This is a genomic window from Rheinheimera sp. KL1 (assembly GCF_001275035.1).
GTDB classification, from domain to species: domain Bacteria; phylum Pseudomonadota; class Gammaproteobacteria; order Enterobacterales; family Alteromonadaceae; genus Pararheinheimera; species Pararheinheimera tangshanensis.
The window spans coordinates 25,147-47,109 of record NZ_LAMX01000029.1 but is presented as its reverse complement, the minus strand read 5'-3'; the positions used below and the strand labels follow the sequence as shown (position 1 = coordinate 47,109).

The window sequence follows — 21,963 nt, the reverse complement described above, 5'->3', positions numbered from 1 at the left end:
TATCTTAACGCCAACTTAACCACTTTTTGCTGCGACAGACATGGCACTATTACTCTCAGGAAAACGCATTTTATTAGGCATTAGCGGCGGTATTGCCGCTTACAAAAGTGCCGACTTAATTCGCCGTCTGAAAGAACGTGGCGCTGAAGTACGGGTCATTCAAACCGATGCAGCGCGCGAATTTATAACGCCTTTAACTTTGCAGGCTTTATCCGGCAATCCGGTGGCCAACAGCTTGCTCGACCCTGCTGCAGAAGCGGCTATGGGCCATATTGAGCTCGCCAAATGGGCCGATTTATTATTGATAGCTCCAGCTTCAGCTGATTTGATTGCCCGCTTAGCCCATGGTCTGGCCAACGACTTGTTGAGCACTTGTGTGCTGGCAACTGATGCCCCAGTGGCCGTTGCACCTGCCATGAATCAGCAGATGTATAAAAATATAGCCACCAAACACAATATAGATACATTAAAGACACGTAATTTTTACATCTGGGGCCCGGCAGCAGGCGAACAAGCATGCGGTGATGTCGGTATGGGCCGGATGTTAGAACCTTTGCAGCTGGTGGATTTAGTGCTTGAACACTTTGCACCTAAAGCTCAGCCTTTAACTGGCGTATCGCTGGTGATTACCGCTGGCCCTACCCGTGAGCCAATAGACCCGGTGCGTTATATCTCGAATCACAGCTCAGGCAAAATGGGTTTTGCATTAGCTGAAGCCGCTGTGCAATTGGGTGCACAGGTCACTTTAATAGCAGGGCCAGTGCAGTTGGCGACACCAACAGGCGTAAAACGTCTTGATGTGGTCACAGCAGACCAGATGTATCAGGTCGCATTAGAGCAGGCGACCAGCGCAAGCATCTTTATTGGCTGCGCCGCTGTAGCAGATTATAAAGTGGCGCAGGTTGCGACACAGAAGCTGAAAAAAACCAGCGACGACAGCACTAGCCTGACGCTGGTGAAAAACCCGGACATTATTGCCGCTGTAGCTGCATTAAAGTCACAACGGCCTTTTACTGTAGGCTTTGCTGCTGAAACTCAGGATGTCGCCAATTATGCCCGCCAAAAACTGGCGAAGAAAAAACTGGACTTGATTTGCGCCAACGACGTATCAGTTCAGGGTCAGGGCTTTAACAGCGAACACAATGCCCTCAGCGTATTTTGGGCCGACGGCGAGCAGCAGTTTGGTTTACAAGCCAAAACCGAGCTGGCACAGCAACTTCTTTTATTGATTAACGAGCGTTATCTGCATGAAAAAAGCCATTGATTTAAAAATTCTCGACCCACGTATCGGCACTGAATTCCCATTACCGGCTTATGCCACACCGGGCAGCGCTGGTTTAGATTTACGGGCTTGTCTGGATGCAGAAGTACAACTGGCTCCGGGCCAAACCACTTTGATCCCAACAGGCCTGGCTATTCACATTGGTGACGCCAATTTATGCGCCACTATATTGCCACGCTCTGGTTTAGGTCATAAAAACGGCATAGTGCTGGGTAACTTAGTGGGTTTAATCGACTCGGATTATCAGGGCCAGCTGATGGTGTCGATGTGGAACCGTTCGCAGGACGCCTTCACCATCAACCCGGGCGACCGTATCGCGCAGCTGGTGTTTATGCCAGTGGTACAGGCAGAATTTAATATAGTTTCAGATTTTGACGCTTCAGACAGAGGCGAAGGTGGATTTGGTCACTCAGGCCGGCAGTAATTAGTGAAGTGACAAGGATATCCATGGCAACAACTAAACGTCCCAACCGCAAAGAAGATATTTTGCAGGCTCTGGCCGCTATGCTGCAAAGCCATGCGGGCCAGCGTATCACCACAGCAGCTTTGGCTGCTCAGGTGGGTGTATCCGAAGCGGCTTTGTACCGGCATTTCCCCAGCAAAGCCCGGATGTTTGAAGGCTTAATCGACTTTATTGAAGACACCTTGTTGTCGCGTATTAATGCGATAGTGCAGGAGCACAAACAAACCGAGCAGCGCATTGAACTGATTATGCAGTTATTGCTGATTTTCGCCGAGCGTAACCCTGGCATCTGCCGCATTTTAACAGGTGACGCCTTGCAGGGTGAACAGGAACGGTTGCAAGAGCGCATCAGCGCCTTGTATGAAAAGCTGGAAACTCAGCTAAAACAATGTTTACGCGAACGCAAGTTACGTGAAGGCAAAAGTTTTACTGTGGACGAAGGTGATTTAGCCAACTTGTTACTGGGGATTTGTGAAGGCAAGATGCAGCAATTTGTCCGTTCAGGTTTTGCCCGCTTACCTACAGCTCAGTGGCCTAACCAATGGGCTTTGCTGCAAAGAACACTGTTTGCGGTTTAACCTTTGCTGTTCAAAAGCCAGAGATAAAAAAACCGGTCAGTTTTGAAGCTGACCGGTCTTTGTTTTCTGTTTGAATACAGCTCACTCAAACAAAGCCATTAAGCCAAAGTAATTGGAGTTGTGGCGCGGCGACAAGTGAAGGAGACCCCAGGAGCATAGTTTCCTATGTGACTAGGGCTACGAGCGCAGTCAACAAAGCTACGGCTTCAAGTACGAAGGGTTAACTAAACTTTTGCCAGATAGCAGCAGCCCAAACTAAGGCAACAAAGACGAGCGCCGAAGTCACAGCAGCTGAGCCCATATCTTTAGCCCGGCCTGATAATTCATGCCGTTCTAAACTGACCCGGTCGGTTAAAGCTTCAATGGCAGAGTTAAGTAACTCCACAATAATCACCAGTAACCAAACGCCCATCAAAATCGCAAAATGACCAAAATCAGCAGCTAAATACCAGGCAAAAGGAATAGCAGCTAACGTAAGGCCAGCTTCCTGACGAAAGGCGGCTTCGTTCACCCAGGCTGCAGTAAAACCTTTCCGGCTACACTCCGCAGCTTTCATAATACGTCCAAAACCTGTGCCGTTTGGCTTACTCATACCTTGTCCTTATTGGGTCTCAGGCTTGGTTTAAACCCTAACTCACACCATACTGAGCACGGTAAGCTGACACAGCGTCTAAATACTGGGCCAGCTCTGGTTTACCTTGCAGGTAGTTGATTAAGTCGTTTAAACAAATAATAGACACCACTTGAGTGCCAAAGTCACGTTCAACTTCCTGAATAGCGGACAGCTCGCCCTGGCCTTTTTCCTGACGGTCCAGCGCAATCAACACACCACTTAAACTGGCACCTTGTGCCTGAATAAGCTGCATTGACTCACGAATTGCAGTACCGGCCGTGATCACATCATCCACCAGCATCACTTTACCCTGCAAAGGCGAACCGACTAAGTTGCCGCCTTCACCATGGGTTTTGGCTTCTTTGCGGTTAAAGCAATAAGGCACATCTTTACCATACTGATCAAACAAAGCCACAGCTGTGGTTGTTGCTATAGGAATACCTTTGTAGGCAGGGCCAAACAGCAGGTCAAACTCTACGCCGGCGTCTTCTAAAGCTGCGGCATAAAACCGGCCTAAACGAGCTAAATCGCCGCCTGTATTAAATAAACCTGCGTTAAAAAAGTACGGGCTGGTACGGCCGGATTTCAGTGTAAAACTGCCAAACTTCAATACCTGACGCGACAATGCAAATTCAATAAAGTCTATTTGAAACTGTTTCATAACTTAGTGTGACCTCAAAACCTTAAGCTAAAACACGTTTTTGTTCGTCGATGATTTCACGGATAGCGTGTTTACCTAATTCCATCATCTGCTGCATTTCTTCAAAGCTAAATGGCGCTTCTTCAGCCGTGCCCTGAATTTCGATGATTTTGCCGGTTTCAGTCATCACGATGTTCATATCAGTTTCAGCGTTTGAATCTTCGGCGTAGTCTAAATCTGCTACTGCTGTGCCTTTATAAACACCCACAGAAACTGCAGCGACCATAAAATTCAACGGGTTGGTTTTGATCAAACCTTTAGCGCGCATAAAATTCAGCGCATCGACTAAAGCTACACAAGCACCGGTAATAGAGGCAGTGCGGGTGCCACCATCGGCCTGGATCACGTCACAGTCGATAGTAATAGTGTTTTCACCCAACAGCTTTAAATCCACAGCAGTACGCAAAGCACGGCCAATCAAACGCTGAATTTCCATAGTACGGCCGCCCTGCTTACCACGAGCTGCTTCGCGGTCGTTACGGGTATGAGTGGCGCGTGGCAACATGCCATATTCAGCTGTGATCCAGCCTTTGCCCTGGCCTTTCATAAAACGTGGCACACCTTCAATCACGCTGGCAGTACAAATAACTTTGGTGTTACCAAACTCAACCAATACTGAACCTTCAGCATGAGCCGTAAATTGACGGGTGAAAGTAATAGGACGAATTTGACTCGCTGTTCTGCCGCTAGGACGCATGGTGAAGCCTCAACCTGATATTAAAAGTGCTTCATTATAGGGATTTAGGCCTTGCTGTGCCATCTATACGCTAAGTAAATAGAACAAGAAAGATCTGCCCTCAGCAATTAGTGCTGCAGCACCAAGTGCGACGGGCAGATTAGACGAATGATGGTTGAACTGGGTATACTCGGTTTTATTTTGTATTTCAGGACAGCACTATGATCCACAGTATGACCGCTTATGCCCGCCACGAAATTCGTGCCAGCTGGGGCAATGCCGTTTGGGAAATCCGCTCCGTTAACCAACGTTATCTGGAAAGTTATTTCCGCCTGCCAGAACAGTTTCGTTGCTTAGAAGGTTTATTACGCGACAAACTGCGGCAGAAACTGCACCGCGGCAAACTGGAAATCAACCTGAAATACAGCGCATCAAACACAGCCGGCGAGTTAAAAATTAACGAAGCTTTAGCCAAACAACTGATGCAAAGCGCCAGTCTATTAGCCGAACAAAGCGGCAAAGCCCAGCTGAACGTGGTCGATATTCTGCGTTGGCCTGGTGTGATGGAAACTCAGGAAGAAGACATCGACAGCTTGCAAGCCGAACTGATGGCCGCTTTTGACGCCGCCTTAGTCGACTTCGTTGCTGGCCGTGGCCGTGAAGGTGTCGCCATAGAACAAATGATCCGCGACCGTCTGGATCAAATCTCCACTCATGTCAGCACCTTACGCACGCATTTACCACAAGCACTGCAATGGCAACGCGACAAAATGCTCAACCGCCTGCAAGAAGTCAAAGCCGAACTGGACCAAAACCGCCTAGAGCAGGAAATGGCCTTTTTAGCCCAGAAATCTGACGTGGCAGAAGAGCTGGACCGTTTAGACGCTCATATCAAAGAAACCCGCCACAGCCTGAAACAAGGCGGAGCCATAGGCCGCCGCCTCGATTTTATGATGCAGGAATTCAACCGCGAAGCGAACACTTTGTCCTCGAAAGCAATTTCAACCGAGATCACCAATACAGCGGTGGAGCTGAAGGTTTTGATTGAACAAATGAGAGAGCAGATCCAGAATATTGAATAAAATCAATTATATTAAACAAAAAGCCCTGTGTTTAGATAAACGCAGGGCTTTCTAATTTATAGGGGCACTTCTTTTAACCTACCGCTAATTTCGCAGCTTGTTGCCACATAAAGCTCGGCATAACTGACTGAAGCTTCCAGGTAATGCTCATGGGTTGTGAGCCAGTGTGTGATACATATTCAACTTCACCGTAATTTACAAACCCCATAGTACGGCCATATTCATCGTCTGTTTGCTCACGAACAAACAAGAAAATCCTCTTGCCTGTTATTTTATGCTGCAGATAATCCAAACCTCGGCCACGATCTGGCCGCGCGCTATTTTGTGACTGCCAATGAAACAACGATTCATTAATGGCGTAATCGTGATACATGGTCGTTGGAGAAAATTGTTTTTCGCTCTTATTTAAAGTCACGAATAACAGCTCAATATTTTGATCTTTAATAACATAAACGCCTTCCCTCGCTTGAGGTTGCCGCTCGAAGGTTACAGCTCCAAAACCAGTCAATATTTGCTCACGTGTATAGCGAGCATGAAGTCGCAGAGGCACATCAGGTAACCCAGCCAAAGCTGACTGTTCATGTTTAGTCCGAGCTATTTGCCAATCCAAAACATCGAGTAACTCATTTTTAAGAGGTAGACAGTTTAAAGCCTGTAGACTTTGCTCAAGTGTTTTAAAACCCACATCAGAGCCCGACTTTTGCCAAAAGTCGTAATGACACATTAACGCCAACCGCTGATTTTGAGAGCCTTCAACAACAAAATGGTGCGAAACGAGATTTTTCAGGAAGACTAAATAGTGATAGTCGTCACAGGCCAAAATCCTGAGTTTGATAGCCCGTTCATATATGTTAACCAATACATCATCGGTATCTTTTTCTCTGACTTCATTAAATGAACGCGAAACTAATGTGCTCCATCCACTTTGTTTATATAAATCACGGATGCCAATATGTGGATGCAATTTCAGGAAATTGCCAAGGGTTAATGGCAATTCAAAATTATGAGGGTATTGCCTGATCAGCCCGACTAGCCTGTTCGTCGTCAGTGTCGCCTGACGGATATTATTCAGGACGATCTCTTGCGTGATTTTCGATAGCTCAATACGACAACCAAGCGGTGCGTGCGGGAAACCTTGTTTAATTTCATCGCTAATCGCTTTATTGGTTTTACCAATCAGCGCACGGAATTTATTGGAAAAATCATATTCAGCATGTGAATTACCGACAAAATCCAGCACAGTACAACATTCTTTGCCATCAGCTAGCCGCAAACCCCGCCCCAGTTGTTGCAGGAAAATCGTCAAACTTTCAGTCGGGCGTAACAACAATAACGTATCAATTTCAGGGATATCCACACCTTCATTAAAGATATCAACCACACATAACACATTGATTGAGCCTGCTCGGATCGCCTGCTGCTTTTGCTGTCGTTCGTCACTGTTATCACTGGTTAATATGTCACTTTTGATACCTTTTAATAAAAATTGGCTACACATATACGTAGCGTGCTCACGACTCACACAAAAGGCGAGTGCTTTCATAGAGCCGATATCAGTGATGATTTGCTGCATACTTTGCAGAACTTTATTTACGCGGCTTTGATTATGAGTGTAAAGATTGCTTAGCTGCGAAATATCATACCGTCCACGATTCCAGCTAATGCCTCGAAGATCAGTATCGTCGTCAATACCAAAATACTGGAATGGGCAGAGATGTCGCCTATTGATCGCTTCCGGCAATCGCATTTCCGCAGCAATGACACCACAAAAATCATCTAAAATATTACCACCATCGTGGCGCTCTGGCGTTGCAGTTAAACCTAATAGGATTTTAGGCTGGAAGTAATCAAGTGCTGCACGGTAACTAGCAGCAGTAATATGGTGTACTTCATCAATGACCACGTAGTCATAAAAGTCTGCAGACAACTTTATAGAATCTAATTGATTATTCAGCGTCTGAATCGACACAAAGAGCTGATGGTGATGTTCTGGCCTATACCCTCCCACCCATAACTCACCAAACTGACCGAGTTTCAATACGCCACGATACGCCTGACGCGCTTGTATTAAGATCTCTTCTTTATGTGCAATAAACAAAAACTTAGCATCTGGTTTCTCTTTGATAAAGCGAGCGAAATCAAATGCGGAAATTAGAGTCTTTCCTGTGCCGGTTGCTGCGACCACTAAGTTGCGAAACCTATTATGGATTTGTCGCTCAATACTCAGTTGTTCCAAAATCTCGAGTTGGTGTGGGAAGGGTTTTAGATCGAAATAATGCTGATGCTCCTCACTAACACTACCTCGGGCAGTCTTTAATGCTAACTTGAGTTTCTCACGGCTCTCGACTTGACCATCAAATAGTTCGAACTCACTGGATTGCCAATAAGTTTCAAAAGTACTCAATGACTTATCAATAATATGTGGGATTTCTTGAGAAGTAATTTTCAGATTCCACTCAAGGCCATTCGTCAGTGCAGAGTGCGATAAATTGGAAGAGCCAATGTATCCTGTGTGGAAACCGGTATGGCGTAAAAATAGATAACTTTTAGCATGCAGCCGCTCACGTTCAGTGTTGTAGCTCAATTTCACTTCAGTGTTAGGTAAGCTTGCCAGATACTCAACTGCCTTAGCATCTGTAGCTCCCATATAAGACGTGGTAATAATTTTCAACTCGCGACCACTACGAGCAAAGGACTCCAACTCGTTGCGAAATACCCGAATACCAGTCCACTTGATAAAAGACACCAGCCAGTAAATTTTATCTGCTGACAAAATCTCACGCTTTAGCTCAGACTCAAGCGACAAACCGGCATTGCTACCACAAAACAATTCGCTTTCAGTCAAACCTGTAAGTGGAAAAATATCCTCGACATACTTCTTTAAATCGGCAGCTATTGGGTTATCCAGCCTGTACAACGCTGTCAGGATTTTTCCTCTGCTACTTAGTAAGTTTTCTTCAATAAAACCATCATCTTGAATTTTATCCTTCAGCCACACCAGCAACTGGTTAGCGAGCTCAATTTGCAACTTTAACTGATCGTCACCCGTTGGAACTGCAGCTATCGCAAACTCTATAATTTTACTAAGAAAGCGGGATAACCAAACTGAGGCCTCATTAGAGGATAGCTCTCGCTCACCCACGTAAAATCGCGTTCGATCCAAATTCCGTTCAACCAACTGAGTGATCAATTGCTCGTAAAGGCCAATTTGCTGCATTAAAAAATCCTTTTCATTCCGGCGATGGCGCAGTGAATGCTCTGCATAAAGATTTGGGGGTTAGCAAGTTGTGCCAGGATATCGTAATAACGGCTGTACCGTAAAATAATAGCGACTGATGCTACATAAAAAACGACTTGGAATTCAGTCGATGTCCGCTCCAAACCTGTGGATAATAAAGCAGTAGACAACGATTCATGGTTTTATAAGCATCATCAATCAGTTGCATCTGATCTACCGCGTCGCGGTCACCTGTTAGCCATTTGATGATTTACAGCTTAAAACTCGACCAAAAGGAAACTATAGCTTCACAATCAAACAGAAAAGGTAATTTTAGTTTCACATCAATTCAGTTAAGGACATCGATTTGTCACTTTGCTTAAAGTTAAAATAAAACACCCGCTATTGAGTGATCAAATACCTGGTACTTCTGCCACCCGCCGCGGTTTTCACCAAGCAACCCATTTCAATCAGCTGAACCAAATGCCGGCTTGCCGTCGCCGGGCTTACCCTGCAACTTTGCCGTATTGGCTATTGCTGATGCCTTCGCTGAAATCACCGTCCAGCAGCAGGTTAAGTACTTTCACTTGTTCTTTATTCAATTGCGTCTGGTCTACCCTTTGCCAGAACCGGGCTTTTAGCAGCGTTTGTTCAATATCAGACAGCACCTGCTTTAGGCTAGCGGCTAGTGTGTCGAGAAACCAAACCAACCAGGCTGTGATGTCAGTATCGCCTTTTTGGCTTTGCTCCAGGGCGTTGTAATAGCTGCTACGCCGATCCAGGATGGCAACAGACATGGCATAAAAGCGGATAGACTGATGCTCCGCTTGGGCGAGAGCCAGATCGGTCAGTAGCCTGGCCAAGCGGCCATTGCCATCTTCCATTGGATGAATAGTGATAAACCAGAAATGCGCTATACCTGCGCGTAACAGCGGGTCTAAACTGGCATCATCGCGCGAGCGGTTAAACCATTCTATAAAGCAATTCAGCTCGCTTTCCAATACTTCGCGCTGTGGTGCTTCGAAATGCACTTTAGGGTTATCTATCCGGCCGGAAACTACCTGCATCGGCTCGTTACCGCGAAGCTGCCCACCCTGCACTCTCTGTATGAGTGAGCTATCAGTAGGAAACAACCAGCTATGCCACTGTAACAATCGTTCCAGCGTTAACGGTTGCTGCCAGTTACCAATCGCATCTGTCACCATTGCAGCAAGGCCGTCAGACTGAGCTGTCGTTGCAACACTTTGCAGTTCAGCAACACCCAGCTTGCGGGCTAATGAAGAACGCACCACACTATGGTTCAGGCGCTCACCTTCGATGGCACTGGATGTGAGGATATTGGCTAGCATTGTATCGAGCACAGCCTGCGAGCTGTCCTGTACTCCCATTTTACCAAGCAGTAGGCCCTGCAAAAAATGCAGTTCACGTAACAGCGGTGATAATACCGCCTGATCATAACGAAACACCTGCGCGGCATCGTGCTGACGGCTAGGCCAGTCTGGTTGTTGCCAGATCCACATTGGCGAGGCTCCTGCTTATTGAGGTGAATACATTACACAATCTACTCACACAGTGAGGCGAATAGCAAGAGTATTCACCTCAGAAATCGTAAATGGGGATGGTCATTAATTAACGCTAAATATTAACCGGGTGAATTCAGCTGAATTTGGCACGTCACCAAAGTATTATAGATACTGAGCACTTAGTAATTTAACTGACATATTTTTTACTCTTTGCCAGGAGTTACAGGAGATATCAGATGACAATACAAGACAGATTAGTAACCAGAGTGAAAAACGCTGAGCATTCTGTTTTTATGCGCTCTGACTTTGCTGATATCGCCAATTATGCTCAGGTGAGCCGGGAGTTAAGAAATCTGGTTAAGGCAGGTTTGCTAATGAAAATTGGCCACGGTCTATATGTTCGGACTAGGGTAAATAGGATCAGTGGTAAATTAATGCCAGATAACAACCGTGGTGCATTAGGCGTTCTTCTCGAGGCGCTAAAGAGATTAGGTATCGAATATCAATTTGATGCTGTATCACAAAACTACTATGACGGAAAAAGTACACAAGTTCCTGCTAACCCTATCGTCACGCCAAAGAATCCTCGCGTTACTCGTAAAATCGCGATAGGGAGATGTGTGCTCGCAAATCACCAACAACCTGATACTGACAAATTAGCACGAAACCATACAGAGCTCGCCAAGCAAGAGAAACTATTAAACGAGCAGCAGTTACAAGCGCTTGAAGAACTGTCACGAATCGATCAAGAGTTAGGATTGATTACCAATGAGCTTCCGCCTAAATTCACTCCTAATATGGAAAATTATCAGGTTAGCCTGAACTATGAAGGGCTGTCTTTGAAAAACAGCAGCGAGGGCAAATCTATTGCAGGTCTAAAACGCAAATATAAGCGATAGGCCTTCATTCAACTCTTTTCAATTTATTTTCGCGTTGAATGGGAAAAGCATGGACCAAACTTAAGCATGCGAAAAATGCTGGGTAACACAGCGGAAAAAGCACAAAACCACCAAAAAAAATAAAGATATCTATATGATATAAAACTAAAAAATTAAAAATCCATAAGAAGATAGCAATATTGAATAACGACCCAGCCTGTTATTTGTAAGCTAAACAACCAGCTGTAGCTACACTCCAGCTGGTTTTTTCTTGCGGTACTGTGCCAATTGCTGTTGCAGTTGTTGGTAAACAAGCCTATGTGTTTGCCCGAGGAGTGCGGTATCAATTTGCTGTATGTACTGCTCGCTGAGTGTCGGATTGTTCAGTTGCATGGCAATCTCTGCCAGCCGGACATGGAAAATGCTCCAATTTTGTGGGTCTGTATTTTTGGACATATAAGCCAATGACTGTTGGTAATGGCCTAAAGCAGCTTCATAGTGCCCCAGCAACTGCTCGGTACGGGCCAGATTACCAAGAGCTACCACAATTTTTACATGGTGAGCCGTCGGCAAAATAGCTGTTACTGCGCGCTGCCGATACAGCAAGGATTCTTCAAAGGATTGAATGCTGTCCGTAATCAAAGCCTTATTGCTGTTTAGCTCGAACCAGAAAATAGGATCCTGGCTATTACCAGCCCTGTGTTCAGCTTCAGACAAAGTTTGAACTGCAAGGTCATGTTGGCCCAACGCTTTTTGTAAATTAGCCAGTTCTAACAATCTCAGGGGGTTGCCAAAAGATTTGTACAATTCAGTGACCAGATTTGCTGCTTTTAAGCCATAAGCTTCAGCCTGCTGCGGTTGGTTAAAATGCATCAGGGTTTTGGCGTAGTAAAAATACAGTTGAGCCAATACAACAGAGGGCACGTCCTGACGTTGCAGCAACATCTCAGCCTGTTGCTTTAAGCTGTCGAAGTCGATTTTGTCGTAGTAATAATCCAGCAGGTAAGATTCGAGCTTGTACCAGGCCTTGCTACCCACTTGCTGTTGTTGCAATTGGCGCTGTAACTCGGTGAAACAGTCGGTGGTTTTCGGCAAGCTCAAACAGAATAATTCATGATCGCTGTAATGCTCTGAAGCCTTTAGCGGCAAAGAGCAAAGCAGAGCTTTGCTTAAAACAAACATAGTGATCAGATACTTCAGCTGCACTTGATAACCCGCTCGCTACAAAGCGCTGCGCAGCAGGCTCTGTACCTTCATCATGGTTGTGCCCGTCGCTAATGTCAGGACTGGCCAGGAGTCTGAAGTATCAGATTTTTGTCTACGTAATCAACTTTTCTGTGAAGTTCCCTATTTCACGTACTCTATGTCAGGTCCGCTTAAGCCTTTCCAGCAGCTACAAAACCCCTCGGCAACAACCCCGCCGCTTTATAGGCTGCATCAATCAGTTGCATCTGATCTACAGCATCCTGGCCACCTGTCAGCGGTTTGGTTTCACCTTTGATGCAGCTCAAAGTGTGTTCAAGCTGGTAGTCGTAGGTGGTATCACCTTTGATTTGATACTCATGAGCCTCGCCGTTTTTGGTCAGGCATAAGGTGTGGCCCTGATGAGGAGCAACCAGGTTCAAGACTTCCAGTTGGCCTTTGTCACCTTCAAGATACAAAGACGCATCGTGATGGCGGCTTAAATGTTCGCTCATGGCGCAGCCAACATAGGCCAAAGGGCCATTCGGAAACTGTAAACGTAGCTCGAAGCTGCTATCCAGTTGAGGTTTAGGGCAGATGGCACCGGCCCATACAATTTGCGGGGTACTGGCAAATAAAGTACGCAACCAGTGCAATGGGTAGCAGCCTAAATCCATTAAAGCGCCGCCGCCTAGCGGCACGTTATGGCGCAAAGAACCTGGCGTTTCGGCAATACGCACTGAAAAATTGCTGCGCACTGTGTGAATAGTACCCAGGTCGCCGCTTTTTACCAGCCGCTCTACCTCGGCAAACACCGGATGAAAGCGGTAGTGATAGCCTTCAATCAGCAAACGGCCACTGGCATCTGCTGCAGCTACCATAGCTTTGGCTTCTTCAGCGTCCATGGCAAAAGGCTTTTCACACAAGACATGCTTGCCCTGTTGCAAAGCTTTGATCGACCACTCAGCATGCAAAGACGGCGGCAAGGCGTTGTAAATTAAGTCGATATCATCACGGGCTAACAGCTCGTCATAACTACCTAAAGCCAGTTCTATATCAAACTGCTGAGCAAAAGCATGAGCTTTTTCCAGAGTGGATGCAGCCACTGCGGCAATCACTGCGTCAGAGCGCTTGGCTGCGGGCTCAATAATAGCCCGATCGGCAATGCGGGCTGCACCTAATAAACCTATACGGATCATACTGTTCCCTCACTGCTAGCAAATGGCAATTGCACCAGCAACTGATAACTTTGGCCTGCTGTGATATTGCGTACCACCAACTCATCCCGCTGCACTTCATCCAGCCAGAGTGTTGCAGCTTTGACACCAGCCACCCGCTCAAACCGGATATGGAAGTCTGCGCCACGGAAACGGCGTAACACTGAGGCTTTGTGCCAACTGGCTGGCAGTTGTGGTGCCAAAGTTAAACCTTGTTGGTCGCCTTTCACACCGAACAAACCTTCAACCAGGCAGCGGTATACCCAGTGCACTGTGCCTGTATTAAATAACTGGCTGGAGCGACCTGCAGTGCGCGGTAAGGTCTGGTAAGCACCACGGTAATAATTTGGAATAAATATTGGCAACTGACCCCGTTGTAACTGATCTTGTGGCTCGTCCGACGGCAGCATTTGTTTGAGTACCTGATAGGCTTTGTCGGCTTGATTGACCTGATACAAAGCGAACAGATAAAAAGCCGCAGCGTGGTTATACACAGAGCCGTTTTCGGCTGAACCAGGATACTTTTGCGTAACACGGCCTACGTCTTCACGCATAGCTGTATAAGCAGGCGCCAGCATTTGCGGGCCATAAGGCGTGTGCAATTGCTGCTCTACAGCTGTTAACAGCTGCTGCTGTTGTTCGTTGTTGGCGGCACCACTCAATAAAGCCCAGCTTTGTGGGTTTAAATAAATACGGCCTTCGGTATCTTTGCTGATACCAAAGACGACGTTATCGTCTGTGATACCACGACCATACCAGTTGCCGTCCCATAAATACTGGTTCACAGCGGCATTAAAAGCAGCTGCCTGCTCTTCATACAAAGCTACATGTTCTGCCTGACCTGCATCGCGGCAAATTTGCGCCCAGACTTTCAGTGCATAAGCTGCTGCTAAACTCAGCCAGCCCGATACGCCTTTGCCTTTGTAACCCACCATATTCATCGGGTCACACCAGTCGCCCTGCTCAATGTAACTTAAACAACGCTGGTCTTTTTTCAGCCATAACCAGCCCATAGCACGATGGATATGTTCGGCTACACTGTGTTGTTCGGCCGAATCTTTGTAGGCCACTTTTTCGTTTAATAGCCCATAGTCGTTGGTTTCGGCCAGATAAGCACTGATACAGACAGGTAACCAGACACATTGGTCAGTGTGAGGCACCTGGTTGATGTATTTCAGTTCAGCGTCTTTGTGTAGCAAGATACCGTCCGGCATTTCGCCTGACAGATGCTGCTGCGATAAAGCCGTTAAAAAGGCCTGACGTGCCACAGCAGGAGCCAGATAGCTCATGCCCATATTATCCTGCAGATAATTACGGGTTTGTGGATCTGTGGTTAAACGGTTCACGTCGCCGTGGTAATACACCTGACGCGCCAGCCAGTGATTGACGTAGTTATTTAGCTCCTGGTCCGGCGTGTCGATTTCCAGACAAGGCACTGCCTGGGCGACATAAGCGGCATAAGCCTGCTGAATGTGGCCGAAGCTCTCTGGCAACCCAAACACTTGCTGACGAATGTGCGCCACTTCTGCTTTGTCGTACGCCGGGCCAAACACAAAACGGTATTGCTCGGTTTGGCCTGTTACTAAAGACAGTCTGTACTGCATTACACAAGCAGGGGTTTCGTAGTCTGAATCACCACAAGCTAGACACTGCTGTTGCACAGCAGAAGGCGCATGTAAACCGCCCTGGCCTTCAAACTGTTGCTGGTTCACTTCCCAGAAATCCGGTGTGCGCTCGGCCAATAAGAAGGTTTTATCTTTTAATAACTTGTTTTTAAAGTAATCTGGATACTTTTGATAAGGCGTAACGGATGAACAGATAATGGCTTTTAAATCGGCATCATAACGGCCAGACTGGTTCATCCAGGACATATAACCAACCGGGAAATACGGATACAGGCTTAAAGCACGGCTCTGAGCTGAATCGTTACGTACCGTCAGTTGCCATAACTCCAGCGGTTGATCTGGTGTTAAGGTCAACAGCCATTCCACTGTTAAACCAGAGTCCAGCGTTAGCTGCCAGCGGATATCCGACTGACCTGCTGAAAACACAAAGTTTTTCGCTTCTTTGCGCACAGGCTCGTAAGGCACAGACCAGATTTCACCGCTATTTTCATCTTTGATATAGACAAAACGGCCCGGATGATGCGCGTAATAGGGCTGCTCCGGCTGCATAAAGGTTTTAGCTTCTAAGTTTGGTGCATGGGCGTATTTGGCAGGTTCTGGCTGCATAAACTGCGCTGTGGCATAACCACGGCAGTTTTGCTGGATCATCATCACCTTATTCCATAAAAAGCCCGCAGCCTGTGGCATCGCAGTGGCGCTGTACAATTCATAACGCTGGCCGTTTTCTGTGGCTTGCATCAACTTCTTCATCATTACTCCGACACTCCGACTGCCGCCGCGTTTGCAACAGGTGCTGTTTTGCGCTGATCCAGCTCTTGTTGAATGGTCAGCAATTGTTTTTCATCTAAATGGTAAAAGCGCATGACAAAAGCTGCCAGCAAAGCCACTAAGCCTGGGATCACTGACACCATCAATAAAATACCCATCTGTGAGCCTGCACTTTGCTCCGCATTGGCGACATAACCTATCAGCGCCAGTAACCAGCCAATCACAGCTGAGGCTATAGCTCCGCCAAGTTTTTGCGAAAAGGTCGCGGCGGAAAAGGTCATGGCGGTAGCACGACGGCCAGTGCGCCATTCGTTGTAGTCGGCAGTGTCGGCATACATAGAAAAAGCCAAAGGTGATTTAGGTCCTAATACAAAGCCTATAGCCAGATTGATGGCAAAAATTAAGCCTATTTGATCGGCAGGCACAAAAAATAGGCTGATAGAAAACAGTCCGGCCAGACTCATCAGCAGCATCATCAATGGCTTTTTATCCATAAACTTGGTCATTAAAGGCGTAGAGGCCGCGCCTAAAGCAAAGCAAACATATAAGAGGATAAAAACTCGCCAACCAGCTCTGGGCGCATCACATAGTATTTAAAGTAGTAAGTACCGCTGCTGGCGCGCATGGTGATGGTGATCATAATGATCAGCGCCAGGCTAAACAGCACCAGCCAGGGTTTGTTGTTTTTTAAATCCTTTAAATCCTGCAGCACAGCGCTGTTGTTTTCGCTGACGGGTTGAATACGCTCTTTGGTGCTGGCAAAAGTGAATAAAAACAATAAGGCGGCCGCTATACCAAAGAAGCCCATCGTCAGCTGCCAACCCAGAATTTCATCGCCCTGGCCTAATAACACCACCAGTTTAGGGGTTAAATAAGTCACCAGAATACCGCCGGTAAAACCGCCAATAAAACGGAAGCTAACTAAAGTGGTTCTGTCCTGGCTATTGCGGGTCATCACGCCAGACAAGGCAGAGTAAGGAATATTGATGGCGGTGTAGGTCAGCATCAGTAAGCTGTAAGTGCAGTAGGCCCAGACCAGTTTGCCGCCAGGACCTAAGTCCGGTGTGCTGTACGTCAACACACCAGCACCAGCCAAAGGCAAAGCCAACCAAAGTAAATAAGGCCGGAATTTGCCCATCCGGGTTTTGGTTCTGTCAGCGATGGCGCCCATCATAGGGTCGGTAAAAGCATCGATGATTTTGGTGATCAGCATCATAGTGCCGGCGGCGGCCGCTGAAATACCGAAGACGTCGGTGTAGAAAATTAATAAAAAGGCCGAAATATTGGCCCAATAGAAGTTAAAACCCATGTCGCCGACGCCATAACCGAGTTTTTCACTCAGCTTGAGCCGGTCTTGAGGTACCGCAGTTTCTGTTGTCACTTTGTCACCCTGTCGTTGTTCTGTTGTTTTAATTAGTGAAATAGATGGAACGCACGCCACCTGGTGATGTGTGCGTTTTAAAGTCGTTGTTGTATTTTTAGTGTGATCTGTAGCATCAACTCATTCACGCTTTGGCTGATATCCAGACACAGCACATCGGCTTCCTGATCCACAGGTTCCATAGTGGCCAATTGGCTTTGCAGCATAGAGACAGGCATGAAGTGGTTTTTCCGCTGTGCCAGCCGCTGCGCCAGCAGTTCAGCACTGCCCTGTAAGTAAACAAACTGCGGCCTTGCAGCGGCCTGGCGAATGCGTTCGCGGTGTTTACGGATCAAACCTGAGTAACTTAATACCACCGGCTGTTGTTTGGCTGCACAGTCTTGTAAGGCTGAACATAAAAGCCCCACCCACTGATCACGCATCTCACTGGTAATAGGGGTGCCGCATGCCATCATTTGTTTGGCTTCAGCACTGTGAAAATCATCCCCTTCGAGATAACGCCAACCCAGTTGTTCAGCCAGGCGTAAAGCCAGCGTCGATTTACCGCTGCCAGCCACCCCCATAATGATTAGACTTTGGCATTCTGTTGCCTTGCTTGCCTGCTTCTGAGCTGTTAGATCCTGTTGCATCAGATACGATCACACCTTCGATAAAAACGTGACTTCAGCTTAATTCAGATAAAATGATAGCGCAACCATTTTGACTCAAACATAGCTTTCAGTTATTGTTTTTTAAAAATAATGAGAATGGTGCGATGAATAAAAAACCTAACCTGAAAGATGTGGCGAAAGTAGCAGGTGTCAGTGCCATTACTGTATCGCGCGTGCTAAGCAATCCCGATAAAGTCTCAGAGAAACTGCGGGCAAAAGTTGAACAGGCAGTGCATGAAATAGGTTATATCCGCAACCATGCCGCCAGCGCTTTGGCGTCTCGTCGCTCAGGTGTGATAGCGGTTATCATTCCATCATTATCTAACATAGTTTTTAATGATGTGCTGCAGGGTATATACAGCGCTGTGAAACAGCACAATCTGCAAGTAGTGTTAGGGGATTGCCATTATTCGCCACTCGAAGAAGAAAAGCTGATCGCCACTTTACTCAGTCAGTCGCCTGAGGGTTTTATCTTAACCGGCACAGATCAAACCGATTACGCCCGCAAATTACTGAAACAATCCGGTATTCCGATAGTGCAGTTGATGGAACTCAGCGACAGCCCTATTGATATGAATATCGGCTTTTCGCACTTTAATGCCGGTGTGGATATCACCAACCACTTGCTGCAAAAAGGCTATCGCAAACTGGGCTTTTTGGGCGCCCGCATGGATACCCGTACTCAGCAACGTTTAGCCGGTTTTAAAAAGGCGATCGCTGATTTTAAACAGCCTTGTCAAAGTTATGTAGTCACCACCACTCAGTCTTCATCGATACGTTTAGGTGGTCAGTTATTGCAGGCTGTGATGGCTGAATCGCAAGGCCAGTGTGATGCCATATTCTGCTGTAACGACGATTTAGCTTTAGGGGCTTTGTTTGAAACCAAGAGAATGAACCTCAAAGTTCCGTCCGATATTGCCATTTGTGGTTTTAACGACTTAGAGGCTTCGGCTTTGGTCGAGCCTGCTATTACCAGCGTTGCGTCTCCGCGCTTTGAAATGGGCCAGCAAGCGGTGGAATTACTGATGACAGCTTCAGGCCAGGACAAAACTCATAAGCCGCCTATAGATATCGGCTACCGCATAGTGGAACGAGCTTCGACTTAATAGCCAAATTAGTTTGCTGGTATGATTTTAGAGATAGTTTCAGACATATTTTTAGGCGTTTTCTGCCCTCATGCATACAAAAAAGTACCAGCCGAAGCTGGTACTGACACCCTCAATTACCGGGAGAACCCAGACTCGCACAGTCTGGGAGATAAGGGTAAAACTAATGTCCCCTTCGTGCCTGAAGCTGCAAATGTGTTGACGTTATTAACACAACTCAAGATCAATTCAGGCCAGAAACAGGCGCCCCTAAAGGTCGCCGCTACAGCGTCAATTATTCGAAGCTAACATTAAAACGCACACCAAAGGTACGTGGTGATTGCCACATAAAGTTAGGTACTGCGTCACCGTGAGTACGGCCTTGATCGCTCTTAATATCGCGGTCAGTCACGTTATTGACAAAAGCTTCGGTGGACCAGTTGCCTTCTGAAGGTTCAAAGGTCAGGCTTAAATCCACTTTGGTATAAGCATCCTGACGATCGATATCAGCAGCGTAAGGCAAGTTTTTGAAGCCTGCTGGTCTGTCACCACGGTTGGCTGGGTCAAACCAGACTTCGCTGGTGTAACCGACACGAACTCTTGGTTTTAACGTAGCGCCGCTTTCCAGACCGACAAAATGTTCGTAATTCACAGAAGCGGAAAATTCCGGCGCCATGACTAAATGATTACCGCTGAAATCCAGCAGGTTAGGCAATGCAGGGTTGCCTGCAGATGGGTTAAAGGCTAAACCATCGCGGCCATATTTAGAGTCTGTGGTCAGGAAGTCATCGTAAGTTGCGTCCAATACAGACATAGAACCACTTAATTCGCCATTTTCAATCACTAACCAGCGGGCTTCTAATTCCAGACCATTGATAGTGGCTTTACCAGCGTTGGTTTTACGCAGTAAGTCAGCGCCTGTGTTGGTCACTACGTTACTGGTCACCTGTAAGTCGGTGTATTCAGTAGTGAATAACGCAGCAAATAACTGCAGAGTGCCGTCCAGGAATAAACCTTTCATGCCCAGTTCGATGCTGGTGTTTTCCTCAGGCGCTACGTAAGCGGCAGTGCCAGCAGCTTCGTTATTGTTGCCAGCGATAATGGCATCCAGATCAGCCTGAGTGAATGGACCTGTGCCTGTGTATTTGCCGCCATCCTGAATAGTACCGGACTTAAAGCCTGTGGCGTAGGAGCTGTAGAACATCACATCATCTGTCATGTCCCATTCCAGACGCGCCATACCAGTGGTTTTGCTCCACTCCGGGCTGGTGTCGTTGTAGGTATCGACCCAACATTGGCCAGGCTGCACCAGGTTTTTGTTCGGGCCAAGACCATTGAGGATGCCGTCCGGATCCATATAACCTACATAATCCTGATTTGGTTCAGTCACTTCAGTACGTTTTACGTCCGGACACATAATGTTACGGCCACCTTTATCCCAACGTTTATCGTTGGTGTAACGTAAGCCGGCACTGATACGCCAGTCGTCTGTCAGTTTATAAGTCGACTGAGCATACAAGCTGTTCGATTCTAAACCGCGGTCTGGCTGACGGTAAGTTGACCATAAGTTTTTGTTTGGTGTAGTGCCCCCTTCGTAATCGACGTCAGGGTGCACTATGTCAAAAATAGTCTTGTTGTTTTCTTTGAAGTAGAAGTAACCCACCATCCACTGTAAACGTTCAGCGTCATCATTTTTGAACTGTAACTCGTGTTGAGTGGCTTCGTGATCACATTCAACACAACCGCCCCACTCGTATTTTTCCAGGCTCCAGGTTCTGTCCCACACCGAAACGCGAGACGTATCTGTGTAACCACCGATGTAAGACAATTGCTGACCTGAGTCGAAGTTATAATTCATTCTGGTACGGAAGCTATCGCTGGTTGCATCGTTAAAACCAGGTTCCTGTACATAAGAGCTGCGATCCGAACCACCACTGATAGTTGGGATATTACCCGTACCATTGTCAGTAAAGTTTTCGTAGGAGAAAGTTAAATCAAACTTGTCTGACGGCTGATAAAAAGCACTGAAACGCGCAGCGGCCAGATCGGTAGAACCATATTTTTCGCCCATGGCTGAACCTGGCAGGAAATCCACCACACCTTCAGATTGGTCCATAGCGGCGGCAACACGAACAGCTAAAGTGTCGCTTAATGGAATATTCACCATAGCGCGGGTAGCACGACGGTCGTAGTTACCTAAAGTGATCTCAGCGTTGGCATCAAAACCATCCAGTCGAGCTTTGGCAGTGTGCAAGTTCACCACGCCACCTGTGGCGTTGCGGCCGAATAATGTGCCTTGTGGTCCACGTAAAATTTCAGCACCTTCTAAGTCAAACATCAAAGCAGAAGCGCCTTGCGAGCGGGCTGAATACACACCATCAATGTGGAAAGCAACTGCCGGGTCACCACTTTCAGTCTGGTCAGAAGAGCCAATACCACGCACATACACCATAGGAGTATTTTGCGTACCGTTTTGCGCTATTTGCAAACTCGGCACTATGCCCTGTAAGTCATCCAGCTGCGCTACATGGTTTTCATCCAGAGTTTTCTAGTCAAAGGCTGTTACCGCCAGTGGAGTTTCCCTTAAGGTAGTGACCCTTTTGGTTGCGCTGATTTGAATGACTTCAATGGCACGGCCTTCGTCATCTTTGCCATCGCTGGTTTTTACGGTTTCAGCCACTTGTGCAGCAACACCAAAAGCACTGCACAAAGCTAAGGTTGTGAGTAAGTAAGATGGTTTTAGTTTTAAGACTTTCACTTTAATTCCCCTATCCTGTCTGGATGTTTCGTCAGCATGACAGCGCTAACACCTGTTGATTTTTTTTATTTGGCATCAATTCAGGCGAAATAAAATCCAGAGTCACCAGCAGGTATCCTGCAGTTTAATTGATTTATTTCGCTTATTTTTTATACCAAGGCTGAGCCTAGGCGATAAATTAGCCTCAGATAAATGATTGCGCAACCATTATTTAGATCTTTTTTACAAAGAAAAGCTGAGATCCGGATCTTTTGCGACAGGATGCAACGCGAGGATTAGCTGAAT

General features: G+C 46.8%; 19 protein-coding genes. 6 read left to right on the top strand and 13 right to left on the bottom strand.

Annotated elements, in window-relative coordinates:
- The first annotated feature begins 40 nt into the window (after positions 1-40).
- Genes coaBC through slmA form a run of 3 tightly spaced genes read left to right on the top strand, consistent with a single transcriptional unit; the run spans position 41 to position 2,323 of the window.
- Entirely contained in the window at positions 41-1,264 is a 1,224-nt protein-coding gene (gene coaBC / locus WH43_RS17110; protein ID WP_053425791.1) for a bifunctional phosphopantothenoylcysteine decarboxylase/phosphopantothenate--cysteine ligase CoaBC, read from the top strand.
- Positions 1,248-1,706 (top strand): dUTP diphosphatase, encoded by a 459-nt coding sequence (dut, locus tag WH43_RS17105; RefSeq protein WP_053425790.1) that lies wholly within the window; start codon positions 1,248-1,250, stop codon positions 1,704-1,706. Before coaBC ends, dut begins: the two co-directional genes overlap by 17 nt.
- A 23-nt stretch (positions 1,707-1,729) precedes the next feature.
- On the top strand, positions 1,730-2,323 hold the full coding sequence (gene slmA, locus WH43_RS17100) for a nucleoid occlusion factor SlmA (protein ID WP_053425789.1): 594 nt from the start codon (positions 1,730-1,732) through the stop codon (positions 2,321-2,323).
- A 220-nt stretch (positions 2,324-2,543) separates the two neighbouring features.
- On the opposite strand, the gene WH43_RS17095 is transcribed toward slmA, so the two are convergent.
- Genes WH43_RS17095 through rph form a run of 3 tightly spaced genes read right to left on the bottom strand, consistent with a single transcriptional unit; the run spans position 2,544 to position 4,333 of the window.
- Positions 2,544-2,915, bottom strand: coding sequence for a diacylglycerol kinase (locus WH43_RS17095; protein WP_053425788.1), 372 nt, complete (start codon positions 2,913-2,915; stop codon positions 2,544-2,546).
- Positions 2,916-2,952: 37 nt separating this feature from the next.
- Positions 2,953-3,597 (bottom strand): orotate phosphoribosyltransferase, encoded by a 645-nt coding sequence (pyrE, locus tag WH43_RS17090; RefSeq protein WP_053425787.1) that lies wholly within the window; start codon positions 3,595-3,597, stop codon positions 2,953-2,955.
- A gap of 22 nt (positions 3,598-3,619) precedes the next feature.
- Positions 3,620-4,333 (bottom strand): ribonuclease PH, encoded by a 714-nt coding sequence (gene rph, locus WH43_RS17085; protein WP_008899994.1) that lies wholly within the window; start codon positions 4,331-4,333, stop codon positions 3,620-3,622.
- A 200-nt stretch (positions 4,334-4,533) separates the two neighbouring features.
- Here rph and WH43_RS17080 point away from each other — a divergent pair, with 200 nt between their 5' ends.
- On the top strand, positions 4,534-5,394 hold the full coding sequence (locus tag WH43_RS17080; RefSeq protein WP_053425786.1) for a YicC/YloC family endoribonuclease: 861 nt from the start codon (positions 4,534-4,536) through the stop codon (positions 5,392-5,394).
- 73 nt (positions 5,395-5,467) lie between these two features.
- Here the strand turns inward: WH43_RS17080 and WH43_RS17075 are convergent, their stop codons facing one another.
- The gene (locus WH43_RS17075) at positions 5,468-8,611 is read right to left on the bottom strand and encodes a DEAD/DEAH box helicase (protein ID WP_053425785.1); all 3,144 of its coding nucleotides are present in this window, start codon (positions 8,609-8,611) and stop codon (positions 5,468-5,470) included.
- A 506-nt stretch (positions 8,612-9,117) separates the two neighbouring features.
- Positions 9,118-10,131, bottom strand: coding sequence for a Fic family protein (locus WH43_RS17070; protein ID WP_286049942.1), 1,014 nt, complete (start codon positions 10,129-10,131; stop codon positions 9,118-9,120).
- Positions 10,132-10,370: 239 nt separating this feature from the next.
- Between WH43_RS17070 and WH43_RS20915 the strand changes: the two genes are divergently transcribed.
- The gene (locus tag WH43_RS20915; protein ID WP_286049941.1) at positions 10,371-11,033 is read left to right on the top strand and encodes a DUF6088 family protein; all 663 of its coding nucleotides are present in this window, start codon (positions 10,371-10,373) and stop codon (positions 11,031-11,033) included.
- A gap of 228 nt (positions 11,034-11,261) precedes the next feature.
- Here WH43_RS20915 and WH43_RS17060 read toward each other — a convergent pair whose 3' ends face one another.
- The 6 genes from WH43_RS17060 to WH43_RS17040 all read right to left on the bottom strand — a co-directional run bounded on the left by WH43_RS17060 (position 11,262) and on the right by WH43_RS17040 (position 17,814).
- Positions 11,262-12,218, bottom strand: coding sequence for a tetratricopeptide repeat protein (locus WH43_RS17060; RefSeq protein ID WP_053425784.1), 957 nt, complete (start codon positions 12,216-12,218; stop codon positions 11,262-11,264).
- Positions 12,219-12,388: 170 nt separating this feature from the next.
- Positions 12,389-13,393: a Gfo/Idh/MocA family protein gene (locus WH43_RS17055; protein WP_053425783.1), complete on the bottom strand. Its 1,005-nt coding sequence runs from the start codon at positions 13,391-13,393 to the stop codon at positions 12,389-12,391.
- Positions 13,390-15,786 (bottom strand): GH36-type glycosyl hydrolase domain-containing protein, encoded by a 2,397-nt coding sequence (locus tag WH43_RS17050; protein ID WP_082335845.1) that lies wholly within the window; start codon positions 15,784-15,786, stop codon positions 13,390-13,392. The genes WH43_RS17055 and WH43_RS17050 overlap by 4 nt, the downstream gene beginning before the upstream one ends.
- Before the next feature lie 2 nt (positions 15,787-15,788).
- A complete protein-coding gene (locus WH43_RS20910; protein WP_286049930.1) occupies positions 15,789-16,298 on the bottom strand; it encodes an MFS transporter in 510 nt (169 codons plus the stop codon).
- Between the two features lie 32 nt (positions 16,299-16,330).
- The gene (locus WH43_RS20905) at positions 16,331-17,185 is read right to left on the bottom strand and encodes a glycoside-pentoside-hexuronide (GPH):cation symporter (protein ID WP_286049928.1); all 855 of its coding nucleotides are present in this window, start codon (positions 17,183-17,185) and stop codon (positions 16,331-16,333) included.
- A gap of 77 nt (positions 17,186-17,262) precedes the next feature.
- Entirely contained in the window at positions 17,263-17,814 is a 552-nt protein-coding gene (locus WH43_RS17040) for a gluconokinase (protein WP_053425782.1), read from the bottom strand.
- Between the two features lie 125 nt (positions 17,815-17,939).
- Between WH43_RS17040 and gntR the strand changes: the two genes are divergently transcribed.
- Positions 17,940-18,941, top strand: coding sequence for an HTH-type transcriptional regulator GntR (gene gntR / locus WH43_RS17035; protein WP_053425781.1), 1,002 nt, complete (start codon positions 17,940-17,942; stop codon positions 18,939-18,941).
- Between the two features lie 274 nt (positions 18,942-19,215).
- Here gntR and WH43_RS17025 read toward each other — a convergent pair whose 3' ends face one another.
- Positions 19,216-21,462: a TonB-dependent receptor gene (locus WH43_RS17025; protein ID WP_353504808.1), complete on the bottom strand. Its 2,247-nt coding sequence runs from the start codon at positions 21,460-21,462 to the stop codon at positions 19,216-19,218.
- Between the two features lie 6 nt (positions 21,463-21,468).
- The gene (locus tag WH43_RS17020; protein WP_053425778.1) at positions 21,469-21,678 is read right to left on the bottom strand and encodes a hypothetical protein; all 210 of its coding nucleotides are present in this window, start codon (positions 21,676-21,678) and stop codon (positions 21,469-21,471) included.
- Between the last annotated feature and the right edge of the window lie 285 nt (positions 21,679-21,963).

What these genes read in the sequence shown, in the direction of transcription:
- WH43_RS20910 (WP_286049930.1), bottom strand. Translation starts at nt 16,298, where the DNA reads ATGGATAAAAAGCCATTGATGATGCTGCTGATGAGTCTGGCCGGACTG.
- WH43_RS17080 (WP_053425786.1), top strand. Translation starts at nt 4,534, where the DNA reads ATGATCCACAGTATGACCGCTTATGCCCGCCACGAAATTCGTGCCAGC.
- WH43_RS20915 (WP_286049941.1), top strand. Translation starts at nt 10,371, where the DNA reads ATGACAATACAAGACAGATTAGTAACCAGAGTGAAAAACGCTGAGCAT.
- gntR (WP_053425781.1), top strand. Translation starts at nt 17,940, where the DNA reads ATGAATAAAAAACCTAACCTGAAAGATGTGGCGAAAGTAGCAGGTGTC.
- pyrE (WP_053425787.1), bottom strand. Translation starts at nt 3,597, where the DNA reads ATGAAACAGTTTCAAATAGACTTTATTGAATTTGCATTGTCGCGTCAG.
- slmA (WP_053425789.1), top strand. Translation starts at nt 1,730, where the DNA reads ATGGCAACAACTAAACGTCCCAACCGCAAAGAAGATATTTTGCAGGCT.
- dut (WP_053425790.1), top strand. Translation starts at nt 1,248, where the DNA reads ATGAAAAAAGCCATTGATTTAAAAATTCTCGACCCACGTATCGGCACT.
- WH43_RS17075 (WP_053425785.1), bottom strand. Translation starts at nt 8,611, where the DNA reads ATGCAGCAAATTGGCCTTTACGAGCAATTGATCACTCAGTTGGTTGAA.
- WH43_RS17050 (WP_082335845.1), bottom strand. Translation starts at nt 15,786, where the DNA reads ATGAAGAAGTTGATGCAAGCCACAGAAAACGGCCAGCGTTATGAATTG.
- WH43_RS17095 (WP_053425788.1), bottom strand. Translation starts at nt 2,915, where the DNA reads ATGAGTAAGCCAAACGGCACAGGTTTTGGACGTATTATGAAAGCTGCG.
- rph (WP_008899994.1), bottom strand. Translation starts at nt 4,333, where the DNA reads ATGCGTCCTAGCGGCAGAACAGCGAGTCAAATTCGTCCTATTACTTTC.
- WH43_RS17070 (WP_286049942.1), bottom strand. Translation starts at nt 10,131, where the DNA reads ATGTGGATCTGGCAACAACCAGACTGGCCTAGCCGTCAGCACGATGCC.
- coaBC (WP_053425791.1), top strand. Translation starts at nt 41, where the DNA reads ATGGCACTATTACTCTCAGGAAAACGCATTTTATTAGGCATTAGCGGC.
- WH43_RS17055 (WP_053425783.1), bottom strand. Translation starts at nt 13,393, where the DNA reads ATGATCCGTATAGGTTTATTAGGTGCAGCCCGCATTGCCGATCGGGCT.
- WH43_RS17040 (WP_053425782.1), bottom strand. Translation starts at nt 17,814, where the DNA reads ATGCAACAGGATCTAACAGCTCAGAAGCAGGCAAGCAAGGCAACAGAA.